Annotated in this window: 14 protein-coding genes; 9 read left to right on the top strand and 5 right to left on the bottom strand. The window is 70.9% G+C overall.

The genetic code is table 11. The annotated features are described in order from the left end of the window. The first annotated feature begins 3 nt into the window (after window positions 1-3). The 3 genes from ACFYP0_RS07310 to hpf all read left to right on the top strand — a co-directional run bounded on the left by ACFYP0_RS07310 (window position 4) and on the right by hpf (window position 3,379). Window positions 4-1,785 (top strand): LpqB family beta-propeller domain-containing protein, encoded by a 1,782-nt coding sequence (locus ACFYP0_RS07310; RefSeq protein WP_356976332.1) that lies wholly within the window; start codon window positions 4-6, stop codon window positions 1,783-1,785. Between the two features lie 37 nt (window positions 1,786-1,822). After that, entirely contained in the window at window positions 1,823-2,497 is a 675-nt protein-coding gene (locus tag ACFYP0_RS07305; RefSeq protein ID WP_356976334.1) for a ComF family protein, read from the top strand. A gap of 246 nt (window positions 2,498-2,743) precedes the next feature. Beyond that, window positions 2,744-3,379, top strand: a complete 636-nt coding sequence (gene hpf, locus ACFYP0_RS07300; RefSeq protein ID WP_356975934.1) for a ribosome hibernation-promoting factor, HPF/YfiA family — start codon at window positions 2,744-2,746, stop codon at window positions 3,377-3,379. 67 nt (window positions 3,380-3,446) lie between these two features. Here the strand turns inward: hpf and ACFYP0_RS07295 are convergent, their stop codons facing one another. Next, window positions 3,447-4,559, bottom strand: a complete 1,113-nt coding sequence (locus tag ACFYP0_RS07295) for a GNAT family N-acetyltransferase (RefSeq protein ID WP_124862795.1) — start codon at window positions 4,557-4,559, stop codon at window positions 3,447-3,449. Then, window positions 4,556-5,707, bottom strand: a complete 1,152-nt coding sequence (locus tag ACFYP0_RS07290) for a GNAT family N-acetyltransferase (RefSeq protein ID WP_124862792.1) — start codon at window positions 5,705-5,707, stop codon at window positions 4,556-4,558. The genes ACFYP0_RS07295 and ACFYP0_RS07290 overlap by 4 nt, the downstream gene beginning before the upstream one ends. A gap of 168 nt (window positions 5,708-5,875) precedes the next feature. Here ACFYP0_RS07290 and secA point away from each other — a divergent pair, with 168 nt between their 5' ends. Then, a complete protein-coding gene (secA, locus tag ACFYP0_RS07285) occupies window positions 5,876-8,803 on the top strand; it encodes a preprotein translocase subunit SecA (protein WP_124862789.1) in 2,928 nt (975 codons plus the stop codon). A 103-nt stretch (window positions 8,804-8,906) separates the two neighbouring features. Here secA and ACFYP0_RS07280 read toward each other — a convergent pair whose 3' ends face one another. Both ACFYP0_RS07280 and ACFYP0_RS07275 read right to left on the bottom strand, forming a co-directional pair. Continuing rightward, window positions 8,907-9,500 carry an Rv3235 family protein gene (locus ACFYP0_RS07280; RefSeq protein ID WP_386994992.1) on the bottom strand — a complete coding sequence of 198 codons (594 nt, stop codon included), beginning with the start codon at window positions 9,498-9,500 and terminating at the stop codon, window positions 8,907-8,909. A gap of 393 nt (window positions 9,501-9,893) precedes the next feature. After that, entirely contained in the window at window positions 9,894-10,121 is a 228-nt protein-coding gene (locus ACFYP0_RS07275; RefSeq protein WP_124854045.1) for a helix-turn-helix domain-containing protein, read from the bottom strand. A 217-nt stretch (window positions 10,122-10,338) separates the two neighbouring features. On the opposite strand from ACFYP0_RS07275, the gene ACFYP0_RS07270 reads away from it, so the two are divergent. Then, a complete protein-coding gene (locus ACFYP0_RS07270; protein WP_356975937.1) occupies window positions 10,339-10,848 on the top strand; it encodes a DUF6912 family protein in 510 nt (169 codons plus the stop codon). Between the two features lie 118 nt (window positions 10,849-10,966). Here the strand turns inward: ACFYP0_RS07270 and ACFYP0_RS07265 are convergent, their stop codons facing one another. After that, window positions 10,967-12,100: a hypothetical protein gene (locus ACFYP0_RS07265; protein ID WP_356975939.1), complete on the bottom strand. Its 1,134-nt coding sequence runs from the start codon at window positions 12,098-12,100 to the stop codon at window positions 10,967-10,969. A gap of 292 nt (window positions 12,101-12,392) precedes the next feature. Here ACFYP0_RS07265 and pruA point away from each other — a divergent pair, with 292 nt between their 5' ends. The 4 genes from pruA to ftsE all read left to right on the top strand — a co-directional run bounded on the left by pruA (window position 12,393) and on the right by ftsE (window position 16,698). Then, window positions 12,393-14,021 (top strand): L-glutamate gamma-semialdehyde dehydrogenase, encoded by a 1,629-nt coding sequence (gene pruA / locus ACFYP0_RS07260; RefSeq protein WP_386994988.1) that lies wholly within the window; start codon window positions 12,393-12,395, stop codon window positions 14,019-14,021. Window positions 14,022-14,197: 176 nt separating this feature from the next. Continuing rightward, window positions 14,198-14,713, top strand: a complete 516-nt coding sequence (locus ACFYP0_RS07255) for a PadR family transcriptional regulator (protein WP_091393967.1) — start codon at window positions 14,198-14,200, stop codon at window positions 14,711-14,713. A 64-nt stretch (window positions 14,714-14,777) separates the two neighbouring features. Continuing rightward, the gene (prfB, locus tag ACFYP0_RS07250) at window positions 14,778-15,899 is read left to right on the top strand and encodes a peptide chain release factor 2 (RefSeq protein WP_124854048.1); all 1,122 of its coding nucleotides are present in this window, start codon (window positions 14,778-14,780) and stop codon (window positions 15,897-15,899) included. Window positions 15,900-16,017: 118 nt separating this feature from the next. Next, the gene (gene ftsE / locus ACFYP0_RS07245; RefSeq protein WP_030331491.1) at window positions 16,018-16,698 is read left to right on the top strand and encodes a cell division ATP-binding protein FtsE; all 681 of its coding nucleotides are present in this window, start codon (window positions 16,018-16,020) and stop codon (window positions 16,696-16,698) included. Window positions 16,699-16,717 lie beyond the last annotated feature (19 nt).

Here is a 16,717-nt window from a genome sequence, read left to right as displayed (position 1 = left end):
GTGATGGTGCTGCTGGGCGCCGGCTGTGGCATCCCGGCGGCATCCGACGTGCGGGTGGACGGCAAGGGCGGCGCGGCGACCGAGGCCGGTGTGATCAGTCGGGGCAGTGAGCCACCGACGCGGACGGCCGGCGGCAGCGACAACGGGGCGTTCGTCCGCAACTTCCTGTCCGCCGCCGCAGGCGAGCCGGATCGAGCGTACGAGCGGGTCAAGGCGTTCATCGCCCCGGAGGACAAGACCCGGCTACAGGACAAGAAGGGCAGCGAGGTCGCGCTTAACGTGGTCCGGCTGCGCGAGGCGGTCTACACCCCCAACAGGGACCGGACCACGACCGTGAAGATCGCCGTGCAGCAGCTCGGTGTTCTGCGGACCAACGGCACCCTGGCTCCACCGGTGGCGACCGAGACGGAGTACGAGTTCGGCCTGCGCAGCGCGTCGTTCGACGGCGGCGTCGACGGTGATCGCGCCGGCCTGTACATCATCAACCCGCCCAACGTGCTGCTGCTCAGCGACACCGCCCTCCGCCAGTATTACCAGGACGAAACGATCTACTTCTGGAGCTCCGACCGCGCCCGCCTGGTGCCTGACCAGCGGTACCGACCGCTGGCGGTGCCGGTCGAGCGGCAGGTCAACGAGGTGGTGAAGTGGCTGGTCGGCGGCCCCTCCGACTGGTTGCGCCCGGGGGTCGTCGGGCTGCCGGACCGCACCGAGCTGATCAACAACGCCACCGGCGGGAACGGTCGGTGGGAGGTCAACCTGGACATGTCCGGTGACGACCAGAACGGGATCGATCAGTTGATCACGCAGATCGCCTGGTCGTTGGGCGACCTTACCGGTCAGCTGGAGTTGAAGATCCGCAACAACGCGCAGCCCGTGGTGGACCTGGGCGAGCGACGAGACTCCCGGGTGCTCTACCCGTATGTCGCCGGCCCGCAGCGGTTCGGCGTGTACGACGGCGCGATCCACCCACTCGACTTCGACGGCGAGCCCAGTGGCACCGTGCCGTTGACACCCGAGGCCAACCGTAACGTCGTCTCCGCCAGCCTCGGGCTGGCCAAGGACCGCCGGATCCTCGCCGCGATGGTGGTCACCGGCAGCGGCAAGAACCGGTACCGACTCGCGGTGGGCACGGGCGCCGACCCGGTCTCCGTGCTCAGCCGCAGCGGCGGCACCGGGTACTCCTCGATCAGCCGACCGGTCTGGCTGCGTACGGTCGACAACCGCCCCAGCCGCGGCCTGGTGGTGGCCGACGGGCAGCTCTACCGGTTCGACGAGGCGGCCCGGATGTATCCGGTGCCGCTCAACCTGCCCTCCGCCGCGGTCACCGCGGTGGCCGCCGCGTTGGACGGCCAGCGGGTGGCGCTGATTGCCGGCGGCCGTCTCTACGTCGCCGCGGTCAACCTCGACGGCGGCGGGGTCTCCATCGGCCCGCCCCGAGAGTTGGTCACCTCGCTGACCAACCCGACGGCGGTCGACTGGGGCAGGGAGGACCAGCTCGTGGTGGCGGGGTCGGTCGGCCAGCCGGCGATCTACGAGATCAGTGTCGACGGCGCCCTGGAGACGCCGCTGCGGACCGACCTCGGCGCCAAGGTCACCCACCTGACGGCGTACCCGACCAACCGCGGCGTGCGGGCGGCCAGCGGGGCCTACATGTACGAGGCGAACGGAGTGGCCTACCGCAGCAGCCCGTTCGAACGGATCGAGCCCGGCCGGGTACGCGACATCGCCCCCGTGCCGACCGGCGTCCGGCCGAGCAACCCGTCGGCGCCGTTCTTCCTCTACTGACACGGTGAGCGGGCTCTGGGCGGACCTCGCCGACCTGGTGCTGCCCGCAGACTGCGCCGGTTGTCGGGAGCGCCGACCCGGCCTGCGGCGCGGGGTCTGCCCAGCCTGTGTCGTGGCGCTGGGTGCGTTGCGACCACGGGCGGTCCGCCCTACCCCCGCCCCGCCGGGCCTGCCGTCCTGCGTCGCCCTCGGCCCGTACGCGGGTCCGCTGCGCGAGGCCCTGCTGGCGTACAAGGAACGCGGCCGACACGGCCTTGCTCGCCCGCTCGGCGCGCTGCTCGCCGAGGTCGTCGCGGCGGCCGTCGGTGGGGCCCGCCCGGTGGCGTTGGTTCCGGTCCCGGACACCGCGGCGGCGGCCCGGTCCCGTTACGGGGACCACCTCGACCGGCTTGCCCGGCACTGCGCGGCCCGGCTCAACCGGAGCGGTTGGGCGGTGCGGGTGCACCGTCCGCTGCGGGCGTCGCCCCGGCCCGACTCGGTCACCCTGGACAGCGCCGGACGCGCGGCGGCGGCCGAGGCGGCCTTCCAGCCCCGCTCGAGCGGGCCGGGCCGGGGTCGTGCCGAGGGCGCGGCGCCGGTCGTGGTGCTGCTCGACGACATCGTCACCACCGGCGTGACCCTCGCGGCCGCGAGCCGGGTGCTGACCGCGACAGGGTGGGCACCGAGTGTTGCGGCGGTGCTCGCGGCGACCGAGAAAAGACACCAGTCGTAACCGACCGTGTTTCCGTTTCACCCGTTGGTGTATGAGCTGCGAAAAATCCTTGGCCGTCTCGGCAACATGGGGTGACTGCCGGGCGAACAGGAGTTAGCGTTTCGCTGTCGGGGGTAGGAGGTCGTTCCAACCGCCCCTGGCGGTGAGAGGAGGGCGTAGCCGTACCAACCGGTCGACGCCAGCGGGTCTCCCCACGGCGCGCGGCCGGGTAACCGGATCGAAGACCGTCCGAACAAGGGAGGTCACGTGGACATCGTGGTCAAGGGCCGAAACGTCGAAGTGCCGGACCATTACCGGGTACACGTAGCCGAGAAACTCGCGAAGATCGAACGCTACGACCACAAACTTATTCGCGTCGATGTCGAGCTGTTTCACGAGCGCAATCCGCGCCAGGCCGACCACTGCCAGCGGGTGGAGATCACCTGCGTTTCCCGGGGCCCGGTGATTCGGGCCGAAGCCTGCACGAACGACTTCTACAGCGCGCTCGACGCGGCCATCGCGAAGCTCGACACCCGGCTGCGCCGCGCGGCCGACCGCCGCCGCGTACACCGGGGCCGCCACGCGCCGATCTCCGTCGCCGAGGCCACAGCGGGCCTTCCGGTCGCGGACCTGGTGCCCAACGAGCTGAGCGCGCCCAGCGACGGCGCCCGCGCCGGCACCGCGGTCGCGGAGCGGGTCGAAGAGGAGCACGACGACCAGCCGTGGCACATCGCCCGGGAGAAGGTCCACCCGGCCGAGCCGATGACCATCGACGACGCGCTGTTCGAGATGGAACTGGTCGGCCACGACTTCTACCTTTTCCAGGACAAGGAGTCCGGCCGCCCCAGCGTCGTCTACCGGCGCCACGCGTACGACTACGGCATCATTTCCCTCGCCACCTGACCGGTAGCCGATCCGCGCCGATCATGGAGTTGTGGTGGGGAAACGCCCACCACAACTCCACGATCTGTCAGCGGAGGTCGGCGGGGAGCAGCGCGAAGGTCAGGTCGTCCAGGCGGGCGCCGGCCAACCCGGGCAGCCGGCCGCGCTGAACGGACTCGCGCCGAAAACCGACCCGCTCCAGCACCCGGTGCGACGCGGTGTTGTCCGGTACCGTGCCGGCCGACAGCCGGGCGATACCGGCCGAGCCGAACGCCCAGCCCGCGAGCAACCGGACCGCCCGCGTCGCGTACCCCCGGCCGCGCCAGTCCGGCAGCAACGCGTAGCCGACCGACGCCTCACCGGCGGCCACGTCGGTGTACGACAAGCCGCAACTGCCCGCCGGCTCGCCGCTGGCCACGTCCGTGATCATCAGCCGGGCGATCTCGCCGGTCAGCCAGCCGCTCTGCGCGAGACGACAACGTCGCTCCATCGCCTCGTGCGTCGGCGGCACCGGCGGCGCCTGGTTCGCCACCACCTCGGGTCGGCTGTGCAGCCGGTACATCAGCGCCGCGTCGTCCGGCGCGAGTGGCCGCAGCGCCACCACCTCGTCGGTGAGCACCCCGCCGGGCAGGTCGGGCAGCAGCCGGGCGGCCGGGCCGGGCGGATCACCGGCGACGCGTACCCAGGCCAGCAGGTCGTGCCGGCCCGCGTCGCGGGAAGCGCCTGCCGAACGGCGCAAACCCTCGTAGCGGAAGCCGGCGGCCAGCGCGACCCGCTGGCTCGGGCCGTTCTCCGGCTCGGTGAGCAGCTCCAGTCGGGCCGCCCCGGCGGCGAACGCGTGCTCGCTCAGCGCGCGGGTCGCCGCGGTGGCCAGCCCGCGACCGCGCGCCGCCGGTCGCATCCAGTAGCCGATCTCCAGCTGACCCCGGGCGGGCACCGGGTTGTTCAACCCCACCGCGCCGAGCAGACGATCGGTCGCGGGGTCCGCGACGGCGTACGCCGTGCCGCCGCCGGTCCAGGCCGCCGGGGCGCCGACGTCGATCCACCAGCGGGCGTCGGTCTCGGTGTACGGCGTCGGCAGGTTCGACACGAACCGTTGACTCAGCGGGTCCGCGCAGCCGTCCACCACGTTGGCGCTGTCCTGCGCGCGAAACGGGCGCAGCCGCACCCCGTGCGCCTCGACGACCGGCCGCAGCTTCATCCCAGATCCTTCGCGAGAAGCGCCCCGACCCACACGTCCACCCGCTCGCCCCGGTGCTGCACGCCGCCCCGGGCGATCCCCTCGACCAGGAAGCCCGCCTTCTCCGCCGCCCGGCGGGAGGAGGTGTTGCCCACGTTCGCCTTCCACTCGATCCGCGCCAGGCCCAACGTGCTGAAGCCCCAGGCGCTGAGCGCGACCAGCGCGGCGGGCAGGTAGCCCCGGCCCCGGGCCGCCGGCGCGGTCATGAAGCCGGCGTCGGCCACCAACGGGTCGGCGGGGGAGAGCCGCAGGTCGAGCGTGCCCGCGTACCGGTCGTCGGAGTCGGCGATCACGAAGCAGGCGGCGTCCCCCCGAGCCCAGGCGTCCCGGCCGTAAGCCTGGTAGCCCTGCGCGTCGGCGCGCTCGTACGGGTCCGGCACTGTCGTCCAGCGGATGCTTTCCGGGTCCCGGCAGGTCTGCACCACGGCGTCCAGGTCCTTCTCCTCCATGGGCCGCAGACGCAGCTCGCCGGCCCCGGTCTCGGCGAACAGAACGGGCTGCGGGCGGCCGAAGACGGCGGCCCGCCGGGCGGCGAGGGTGCCCGGTCCGGCCGGCCCGGTCGACCCGACGGCCGGTACCTCGCCGGGCAGCAGCGAGCCGATCCAGCCGTCCGCGTTGCCGGGCAGCGCCGGATGGGCCAGCCGCAACCTGCCGTCGATCCGGAAACCGGCCCGGAGTGCCACCAGCCGGGAGGCGTGGTTGCCCACCTCGGCCTGCCAGATGAGCCGGCGGAGCCCGAGGGTGTCGAAGGACCAGCGGGCCACCGCCCGGGTGGCCCGGACCATCACGCCCCGACCACGCGCCCAGGGTGCCGTCCAGTAGCCGATCTCACCGGTGCCGTCCTTGTCGATCGAGATCAGCCCGCTGGAACCCAGCAGCTCCCCGGTGTCCGGGTCGCAGACCGCGAACGGTGCCCCGGTGCCCTCGGCCCAGGCCTTCCGGCTCATCTCGGTGACAAATCCGTGCGCGTGTTCCGGCCGGTACGGGCGCGGTACGGTGGTCCAACGCTGAATGTCCGGGTCCTGGCAGGCTCGGTGCACGGCCTCGGCATCCGTCTCTCGCCAGGGCCGCAGCAGCACGCCGTCCTCGATGATCTCCACGAGCTCCACTCGTGCATCCTGCCGTAGCGTTCGCCGACGGCGTAACCGGATAACGTTTGGGGCGTGTGCAGGACGCGAATTATGTCGGGTTCGGCGGGGTCGAGCACCGCCACCAGTGACCATCGCGCCGATGGAGCGCCTACGATGGTTCGAGACTGTCTAGGGGAGCGTTGATCCGTGTCGATTCTGGAAAAGGTCCTTAACGCGGGCGAGGGCCGCATGGTGCGCCGCCTCAAGGCGATCGCCAATGCCGTCAGCTCGATCGAGGACGACTACGTCAACCTCACCGACGAGGAACTGGCCGGCATGACCGAACAGTTCCGGGAGCGGCTCGACGAGGGTGAGACGCTCGACGACCTGCTGCCGGAGGCGTTCGCGGTGGCCCGCGAGGCGGCCGCCAGGGTGCTCGGCCAGCGCCCGTACGACGTCCAGGTGATGGGCGGCGCGGCGCTGCACTTCGGCAACATCGCCGAGATGAAGACCGGTGAGGGCAAGACGCTGACCTCGGTCATGGCCGTCTACCTCAACGCGCTCTCCGGCAAGGGCGTCCACGTGATCACGGTCAACGACTACCTCGCCCAGCGTGACGCGGCGTGGATGGGCCGGGTGCACGAGTTCCTCGGGCTGACCGTCGGCGTGGTGCTGCCCAACCGGCCGGCAAGTGAGCACAAGGCCGCCTACGAGTGCGACATCACCTACGGCACCAACAACGAGTTCGGCTTCGACTACCTGCGCGACAACATGGCCTGGTCGAAGGAAGAGCTGGTGCAGCGCGGGCACAACTTCGCGGTGGTGGACGAGGTCGACTCCATCCTGATCGACGAGGCCCGCACCCCGTTGATCATCTCGGGTCCGGCCGAGCACTCCGCCCGCTGGTACGGCGAATTCGCCGGCGTGGTGGCCCGGCTCCAGCCCGGCACCGACGGCGAGGGCGACTACGAGGTCGACCACTCCAAGCGCACCATCGCCGTGACCGAGCGGGGTGTCGCCAAGGTCGAGGACCGGCTCGGCATCGACAACCTGTACGAGTCGGTGAACACCCCGCTGGTCGGCTACCTCAACAACGCCATCAAGGCCAAGGAGCTCTACAAGCGCGACAAGGACTACATCGTCAGCGACGGTGAGGTCCTGATCGTCGACGAGTTCACCGGTCGCATCCTGCACGGCCGTCGCTACAACGAGGGCATGCACCAGGCGATCGAGGCCAAGGAGGGGGTGGAGATCAAGCAGGAGAACCAGACCCTGGCCACCATCACCCTCCAGAACTACTTCCGCCTCTACGAGAAGCTGTCCGGGATGACCGGTACGGCGCAGACCGAGGCGAGCGAGTTCAACAAGGTCTACAAGGTCGGCGTCGTGACCATTCCGACCCACCGCCCGATGGTTCGCGAGGACCGGCCGGACGTCATCTACAAGACGGAAAAGGCCAAGTTCAACGCCGTCATCGAGGACATCGCCGAGCGGCACCAGATGGGTCAGCCGGTGCTGGTGGGCACCGTCTCGGTGGAAAACTCCGAGATCCTCTCCCAGCTGCTGCGCCGCCGCGGCATCCCGCACAACGTGCTGAACGCCAAGTTCCACGCCCGGGAGGCCGAGATCGTCGCCCAGGCCGGGCGTAAGGGCGCGGTCACCGTCGCGACCAACATGGCCGGCCGCGGCACCGACATCCTGCTCGGTGGCAACGCCGAGTTCCTCGCCGCGAACGAGCTGCGCCAGCGCGGCCTCGACCCGCTGGAAAACGAGGAAGAGTACGCCAAGGCGATGGAGGAGGTCCTTCCCACCTGGAAGCAGGCCTGCGACGCCGAGGCGGAAGAGGTCTCGGCCGCCGGCGGCCTCTACGTGCTGGGCACCGAGCGGCACGAGTCCCGGCGGATCGACAACCAGCTGCGTGGTCGCGCCGGCCGGCAGGGCGACCCGGGCGAGTCCCGTTTCTACCTGTCCCTTCAGGACGAGCTGATGCGGCGCTTCCGGGCCGGAGCGGTCGAGGCGGTGATGGAGCGCTTCAACATCCCGGAGGACGTGCCCATCGAGTCGAAGATGGTCACCCGGCAGATCAAGAGCGCCCAGGCCCAGATCGAGGGCCAGAACGCCGAGATCCGCAAGAACGTGCTCAAGTACGACGAGGTGCTCAACAAGCAGCGCCAGGTCGTCTACGCCGAGCGGCTCCGGGTGCTCAACGGTGAAGACCTCTCTGACCAGGTCCGCAACATGATCGACGACACCGTCGAGGCGTACGTGCGGGGCGCCACCTCCGACGGCTACGGCGAAGACTGGGACCTTGAGCAGCTCTGGTCCAGCCTCAAGCAGCTCTACCCGGTCGGCGTGACGATCGAGGAGCTGGAAGAGGAGGCCGGCGGTTCCCGGGCCGGTATGGACGCCGACTTCCTGGTCGCCCGCCTCAAGGAGGACGCCAACGCCGCGTACGACCGGCGTGAGGAGCAGCTCGGCACCGAGGGGGTGCGCCAGCTCGAGCGGATGGTGCTGCTCCAGGTCATCGACCGCAAGTGGCGCGAGCACCTCTACGAGATGGACTACCTCCAGGAGGGCATCAACCTCCGGGCGTACGCCCAGCGCGACCCGGTGGTGGAATACCAGCGCGAGGGCTTCGACATGTTCGCCACCATGATGGACGGCATCAAGGAGGAGACAGTCGGTTTCCTCTACAACGTCGACGTCCAGGTGACCGAACCGGAGCCGGAGGAGGGGGCCGACGAGGTCACCCTGCTCGACAAGCCGGTGGAGATCCGGGCCAAGGGCCTCAACCAGGCACCGCGGCGGCAGGGCCTGCAATACTCCGCGCCGACCATCGACGGCGAGGCCAGCCCGGGCGCGGTCGCCGTGGAGCAGGCTGAGCAGCAGGCTCCGGCGCTCGGTGTGGGCCGACCGGCTCCGGGTGCTCCGGCGGCACCGGGGCGGAGCGCACCGTCCGCGCCGCAGCGGCCGGCATCCGGGCTGCGTGGCCCGGCAGTTCCGTCGGCCGCCGCCCGTCGGCCGGCACCGAACCAGGCCGAGGCGAGCAACGGCCCGTCCCGCAACGCGCCGTGCCCGTGTGGCTCGGGCCGTAAGTACAAGCGCTGCCACGGCGCCCCCAACGGCGGCAACTGACCAACAGCAGCTGCACCGACAGCGTCTGACCGACGGGTCCCGGCCGACCAGGCCGGGGCCCGTCGGTGTCTCTGGGCCTCGCCGACGTCCGGGGCAGGTGCGGTCAGACCACGTGTAGGGCAACGCAGAGCCAGCGACCCCGGCGATGTTCGAGGCGCAGCGCCATCGCCCAACTTCGGCCGCCCGCCCCGGTGAGGACGGCTGCCGCCTCCACCGCGGCGTCCCGGGGCTCGCAGACTCGCAGGCGTAGCAGCCGAACCAGTGGCCGGCCGCCGCGGCGTCGGGATGCCCCGGCCCGCCCGGATGCGCGGGCGAGTTCGGTCAACAGGTCGCCCGCTCGGGCCGGGTCGAGCAGCGCTCGCACCTGGGCCGGCGAGCGGTAGCCGTTGACCACCTCAAGGCAGGTGCCGACGAAGCGGTGCGCGGCTCGGGTGGTTTCCGGTGCGGTCGACGTCGGCAACGACGCGACCGGGTGGGTGGTGGTGGACCGGCTGGGCACCGGGCGCAGGGCTGCTCGCCGCTCCGGCGGCCGGACCGGGTTGGGCCGGGTGGAGGCGAACAGGTCGAGGGCGAGTTGACCGTCGGTCATCGGGGGCCAGCACGACCCGTCGGCCTCGTCAACGTACGGCGGGTCGAAGGGCGGGACGGGGCGCAACCGCACGGGTGGTCGGGAAGGACCGGGTCGCACTCCGCTCATCATGGCCCCCTCGACCTTGCGTTTGCTTTCGTTTGCCTTCGACAAGCTCGATTCTGAGCGACAGAACGGCCACGGTCAATGCCCTCGTGGCCTCCGTTGCCGACGCGGCGCATGATCCACTCGGGTTCCTTGAAATCGCGCGGTCCCAGCGACCCCGACACCCCGACTTCCGTAAAGCCGAGTGGATCATCCCCCGGACGGACGGGCGGACGGGCGGACGGGCGGACGGGCGGACGGGCGGACGGGCGGACGGACGGGCGGGCGGACGGACGAAGGGGCCAGGCCAGGCCAGGCCAGGCCAGGGCGGGGCGGGTCGGGCTGAGCGGGTCGGGCTGAGCGGGTCGGGCTGAGCGGCGCGGGCGGGTCAGGCTGGGGAACGAGTCGGGGCTTCTACTACTCGGGGTCGCGGTCGACCAGCGGGTTGCTCTGCACCCAGTCTGCTGTCTCGTCGTATTTGCGCGCGATGTACTCTTCCAGCCGGGCGCGTTCGACGCGCCACTGGCCGCGCCCGCCGATCTTGATCGCCGGCAGTTCGCCGCTGCGCACCATGTGGTAGACCTGCGAGTCCGACACGTTGAGCTCGGCGGCCACGTCGGTGAGCAGCAGGAACCTCGGCTCCACAGAAACTCCCCGGGATTGATGTCGTTTGGCTCAGTTTGCCACCGACAGCCCTCGCCGCCCAGCACGGGACCGGGTCGGGGGCGGGACCAATCACGCGGGACACACCGGCGGGGAACTTCCTCCGGCCGGAGGCGGGGTGTATGACGGTCACGGCGTGCGGCATGATCTGCGCCCGTGCCGGCGGCCGCCGGTGGAGGACGACGCGGGGAGACGACCGGTGACCGACGAGCTTGTCCGGGTTTACGTTCCGGCGACCGTACCGATGCTGGCCCGGCTGCGTGCGGAGGGCCTGGCCGCAGACCAGGCGCACGCCGTGACCCCGGCGCTGCGCGAGTGGTACGCCGAGGGTGACGAGGAGGAGTTGGAGTACGTCGCCTTCACCCGGGCCGCCCAGGACGCCCTGCACCTGCTCCGGGCCGACCCGACCGCTCCCCGCCGTCGCGTCGTCATCTCGGTCGACCTGCCGTCGGCAGCGATCGGGCGCGGCGACGGCGAGCTGGGCTCCAGCGCGGTGACGTTGACCGACGCCGTGCCGGTGGGCTCCGTCGCGGCGATCCACGTGGACGGCACGGACGCGGCCGAGGAGGTCGGCGCGGCGGCCGACGTCGTGGCCGAGGCGGCGGCTGGTGACCCGGACGCCCAGTTCACCGTGGACGGCGCCGAGGACCACGAGCTGGAGTGGTACGACGTGACGGAGCTGGACCAGCTGCTGACCGCGACCGACTGAGCCGAACACCGCCCCAACAGCAGCCGGACACCGGCACCGGCGCCGAACGCCGGCCCCGGCCGCATGCGCCGAACGCCGGCCCCGTTCGCCGGCGCCGAACGCCGGCCTCGGTGAGGCGTCAGCGAGCCGGATCCGCCTTCGCCGGGTCCGCGTCGGGCGTCTCAGCTGGGTCGCCGTCGAATGTCTCGGCCGGGTCCGCGTCGAACGCCTTGGCGTAGCCCGGCTTGTCGTCCGCCGGATCGACCTGGTCCGGGACCGGGTTCGGGCTGTGGGCCGGTTCGTCGTCGTCGCTGTGGGCCGGGCTGAGCGTGCGGCCGAATGCGATGAGCGCGGTCAGCGCCCCCACGAAGAGCACCCAGATGCCGTTGTCCACCCGCGAGGTGCCCAGCGAGGTCTGCGCCACCGCGTCCGCCTCACTCAGCGCGCTGGCCAGGTCGAGCAGCGACCGGCCACCAACCCTGATGATCACTTCGGCGAGCAGCAGGAGGAGCCCCGGCCCGGCGCCGGCGAGCAGGTACGCCGGCCAGCGCAGCGCCGGGGCCTCGGGATCGCGGCGGACGGCTCGACGCCGTGCCCAGGTCAGGTAGCCGAAGGCCAGAAGCCCGGCGAGCAGCCCGGCGACGAGCGATTCGGTACGGGACACCCACTTGGCCGCGTTGATCAACGATTCCTGGCTGTCGCCGGAGCCGAAGAGGTCGAACAGCGGGTCCCGGGCGCGGCTGAACGCGACCACGAAGATCAGCGTGCCCAGCGCGGCGGTGACCACAGCGCCGATCGCCGGGGCGGTCCGCGCGCCGGCCAGCGCGCCCCCGATGATCGCCGCGGCCGCGGTGGTGCCGGCGATCACGTTGGTGGTGGACGTGTCGAAGTAGGTGAGGTTGATGGCCACCGCGGCAGCGAGCCCGACCAGCATTCCGCCGCCGATCGCCCCGGCGAAGCGCAGCGTGGCCCAGTCCCCGTACCGGCGGGCCAGCAGGTTGCCGGCGGCCAGCGCGACGGCCGCCCCGGCCACCAGTGCGGCCGAGATCACGCCGGGCAGGGCGAACGCGGAGAGGCTGATCGCGGTGACCCCGGCCGCCGCCGAGGTGATGGCCTCCCGGGTGGACCAGAGCATGGCGGCCAGCCAACCGAGCGCCAGCAGCGCGAGCACTGCGGCGCCGGGGGCGGGCAGCGGCCGACTGCCGGCGCTGGCCGCGTCGACCGCCGGCTCGTCCGACTCAGCGGCCGGGACGCGGCCGGGCTGCTTGGTCATCGTCTCCCCTTCGAGGCGGCAGGTCACCGACCATTCAGGGTACGCGGGCCCGCTGGGCTGCCTGTCGCCCCGGGACGGCGGGACGGATCGAGACCGGTCGGTAAGGAGAGGAGGGGTGGGGCGGTCCTTGGTGCAGGGCGGTGGCGGAAGTGGGTCGCGTGGCCCGTCGTGGGAGAATCAGGGGAGGTCCCGCCGCTGCTCGGCCTCTCGTGGTGGCGTCCGGTGTCCGGCCATCCGGTCGGTCCCCGCGGGTCCGGTTTCGCCACTGCTGTCGAGATCGCCAGGAGCCTTGATGGATGCCGTGTTCTCCGTTCCCGAGCCGCGCAACGAGCCGGTTCGCAACTACGAGCCGGGCAGCCCCGACCGGGACCGGCTCCAGCGGCGGCTGACCGAGCTCGCCGCCGAGCGCATCGACCTGCCGATGACCATCGGCGGTGAGCAGCGGATGGCCAGCGGTGACCCGATCAACGTGGTGCAGCCGCACAAGCACGCCCACGTGCTGGGGGTGACCGCGCACGCCACCCACGACGACGCGCGCGCCGCGACCAAGGCGGCCAAGGACGCCGCGCCGATGTGGCGGGCTCTGCCCTTCGAGGAACGCGCCGCGATCTTCCTGCGCGCCGCCGAGCTGCTCGCCGGCCCCTGGCGGGACACGCTCAACGCCGCCACCATGCTCGGCCAGTCGAAGACCGCGATCCAGGCGGAGATCGACGCGGCGTGCGAGTTCATCGACTTCCTGCGGTTCAACGTGCACTTCGCGCGTCGCCTGCTCGAGGAGCAGCCGGCGTCCTCGCCCGGCGTCTGGAACCGCTTCGACCACCGCCCGCTGGAGGGCTTCGTCTACGCGGTCACCCCGTTCAACTTCACCGCCATCGCCGGCAACCTGCCGTCGGCGCCGGCCCTGCTGGGCAACACGGTGGTCTGGAAGCCGGGCCCGACCCAGCAGTTCGCCGCGCACTTCACCATGCGGCTGTTCGAGGCCGCCGGCCTGCCGCCCGGCGTGATCAACATGGTCACCGGCCGGGGCGATGAGGTCTCCGACGTCGTGCTCGCCGACCCGGATCTGGCCGGCATCCACTTCACCGGTTCGACAAAGGTCTTCCAGCAGTTGTGGCGGACCGTGGGCGACAACATCTCCCGTTACCGGGGCTACCCGCGCCTGGTCGGTGAGACCGGCGGCAAGGACTTCGTCGTCGCGCACACCAGCGCCGACGTGGACGCGCTGCACACCGCGCTGATCCGTGGCGCGTACGAGTACCAGGGCCAGAAGTGCTCGGCCGCCTCGCGGGCGTACGTGCCGCGCTCGATCTGGGAGGGTGGGCTGCGGGACCGGCTGGCCGCCACCACCGACTCGCTGACCTACGGTGACGTGGCCGACTTCGGCAACTTCGGCGGTGCGGTGATCGACGACAAGGCGTTCGCCCGGCACACCGCCGCGCTGGAGCTGATCGCCGGTGACGACAGCTGCCGGGTGCTGGCCGGTGGCACCGCCGACGACTCGGTCGGCTACTTCGTGCGACCGACGCTCTTCGAGTGCGGCGACGCCGCCCACGAGACCTTCACCACCGAGTACTTCGGGCCGATCCTGGGCGTGCACGTGTTCGACGACGCCCGGTTCGACGAGGTTGTCGCGCAGGCGGAGTCGATCGCCCCGTACGCGCTGACCGGCTCGGTGTTCGCCACCGACCGTCGGGTCGTCGAGTCGGTCGGCGAGCGCATGCGGTACGCGGCCGGCAACTTCTACATCAACGACAAGCCGACCGGCGCGGTGGTCGGGCAGCAGCCCTTCGGTGGCGCCCGCGCCAGCGGCACCAACGACAAGGCCGGCTCCTGGCTGAACCTGGTCCGTTGGATCTCCCCGCGGACGATCAAGGAGACCTTCGTGCCGCCGACCGACCACACGTACCCCCACATGGGCTGACCGGCGACAACCCGCCGGCGGCGCGCGTGGGCGCCGCCGGCGGACGCCCGGAATGTGCAATCCATCGATAGTCCTCAACGGACAGTCTGCCGCCGACAGTGCACTTAGGAAGTCCTGTCGGGTGGCAAACCGGCAAATCCTGGACGCCGGGTGCGCAAAGTGGCAGCGTAGTGGGCATGGCGGATTCCGGAGTCAACCCTACGGCGGCGGCCCTGCTCGGCCTCCTCCACGAGGGCCCGATGACAGGCGGTCAGTTGATGGCCGCCGCTGAGCGCCGTCTGGCGCCGTACTGGTCGATGACCCGCAGTCAGGTGTACCGCGAGTTGCCGGTGCTGGCTGAGCGGGGTTTCGTGCGGCTCGGTAAGCCGGGCCCGCGGATGAGCCAGCCCTACGCACTCACCGCCAGCGGAAAACGGACGTTTTCCCGCTGGCTCGCGGAGAACCCGGGGCGCGACACCATCCGCAACCCGATAGCGCTCCGGATGGCTTTCGGCAACCTGCACTCCGCCAGCCAGCTGAAGGGCCTGTACGCCTCGGCCAACGAATACCACACCGAGGCCCTCGCCCAGGTCCGGGAGCAGGTGAAGAACGCCAAACGGGACGGCGAGACGTACGACGCCAGCGCGCTGGAGTTCGCCGTCGCCTACCACCGGGCTGCCCTGTCGTGGCTGAAGTCCGCCCCCGTCGGGTGACCTGCGGCCAGTTCGCGCATCCACGACGAGCTGCGCAGCCTGCGGCACAGTACGCTTGTCTGTCGTGACCGCTGCCGATTACGCCGAACAGCTCAAGGAACTCGACGCGACCCTGCGAAACATCGAGGCCGTCCTCAACATCGACCGGCTCCACGAGGACAAGGCCCGCCTTGAGCAGGAGGCGTCCGCCCCCGATCTGTGGGACGACCAGGCCAAGGCCCAGCAGGTGACCTCGCAGCTGTCGTACGTCAACGGCGAGATCAGCAAGCTGGGCAGCCTGCGTTCCGGCCTCGACGACGCCCAGGTGCTGTTGGAGCTGGCCGAGGCCGAGGCCGACCCGGGTGTGCTGACCGAGGTCGAGTCGGAGATCACCGGGCTGACCAAGGCCATCCAGGAGATGGAGGTCCGCACCCTGCTCTCCGGCGAGTACGACTCCCGGGAGGCGCTGGTCGCCATCCGGGCCGGCGCGGGTGGCGTGGACGCCGCGGACTTCGCCGAGATGCTGCTGCGGATGTACCTGCGCTGGGCGGAGCGGCACGGCTACCCCACCGAGGTCTACGAGACCTCGTACGCCGAGGAGGCGGGCCTGAAGTCGGCCACCTTCGCGGTCAAGGTGCCGTACGCGTACGGCACGCTCAGCGTCGAGTCGGGCACGCACCGGCTGGTCCGGATCAGCCCGTTCGACAACCAGGGTCGTCGGCAGACCAGCTTCGCGGGCGTCGAGGTTCTGCCGGTCACGGAGCAGACCGACCACATCGACATCCCGGAGAACGAGGTTCGGGTCGACGTCTACCGCTCCTCCGGGCCGGGTGGGCAGAGCGTCAACACCACCGACTCGGCGGTGCGCCTGACGCACATCCCGACCGGCATTGTGGTGACCTGCCAGAACGAGAAGTCCCAGTTGCAGAACAAGGCCTCCGCGCTGCGGGTGCTCCAGGCCCGGCTCCTGGAGCGCAAGCGCCAGGAGGAGGAAGAGAAGATGGCCGGCCTCAAGAGCGGTGGCACGAGCTCGTGGGGCGACCAGATGCGCTCCTACGTCCTGCACCCGTATCAGATGGTGAAGGATCTCCGAACCGAGCAGGAGACCGGCAATCCGAGCGGGGTCTTCGACGGCGACCTCGACGATTTCATCGAGGCCGGCATCCGTTGGCGCAAGCAGCGTCAGCTCGCTGGCGACGGTGCGTGACGGCCTGCGGGCGGAGCGCGTCATCGATCTCCAGGTAGAGGCCTGATTCGACGACTCGTGCCGGATCGGCGGGGCGTGGGGCTTGGCTCAGTTGTTACACCGCGTAGACTCACCACCCGTGATTCAGCTTGAGCAAGTGACGAAGACGTACCCGAAGGCGTCCCGGCCTTCGCTCGACAACGTGTCCGTCTCGATCGAGAAGGGCGAGTTCGTCTTCTTCATCGGTCCATCCGGCTCCGGCAAGTCCACGATCATCAAGATGCTGCTGCACGAGGTGGCCCCCAACAAGGGGCGCGTCGTCGTCAACGGCAAGGACGTCACGTCGATGCGCTCCTGGAAGCGACCCCACTTCCGGCGTTCGATCGGCTGCGTCTTCCAGGACTTCCGGCTGCTGCCCAACCGCACCGCGTACGAGAACGTGGCGTTCGCCCTCGAGGTGATCGGCAAGACGAAGGCGGTTGCCCGCCGGGTCGTGCCGGAGGTGCTGGAGCTGGTCGGGCTCGGTGGCAAGGAGCACCGCTACCCGCACGAGCTCTCCGGTGGTGAGCAGCAGCGGGTCGCCGTCGCCCGGGCGTTCGTGAACCGTCCGCTGATCCTGCTGGCGGACGAGCCCACCGGAAACCTGGACCCGGACACCTCGATTGAGATCATGCGCCTGCTGGACCGGATCAATCGCACCGGCACGACCGTCGTGATGGTCACCCACGACTCCAACATCGTGAACCAGATGCGCCGCCGCGTCGTTGAGATTGAGAGCGGTCGCATCGTGCGTGACCAGGCCCGCGGCGTCTACGGGTGAGCCGGCGCTCCACCCCTGC

The organism is Micromonospora arida (assembly GCF_042873195.1).
GTDB classification, from domain to species: Bacteria; Actinomycetota; Actinomycetes; order Mycobacteriales; family Micromonosporaceae; genus Micromonospora; species Micromonospora arida.
The sequence above is the reverse complement of the archived record's forward strand: the minus strand, read 5'-3'. Positions and strand labels throughout refer to the sequence as shown.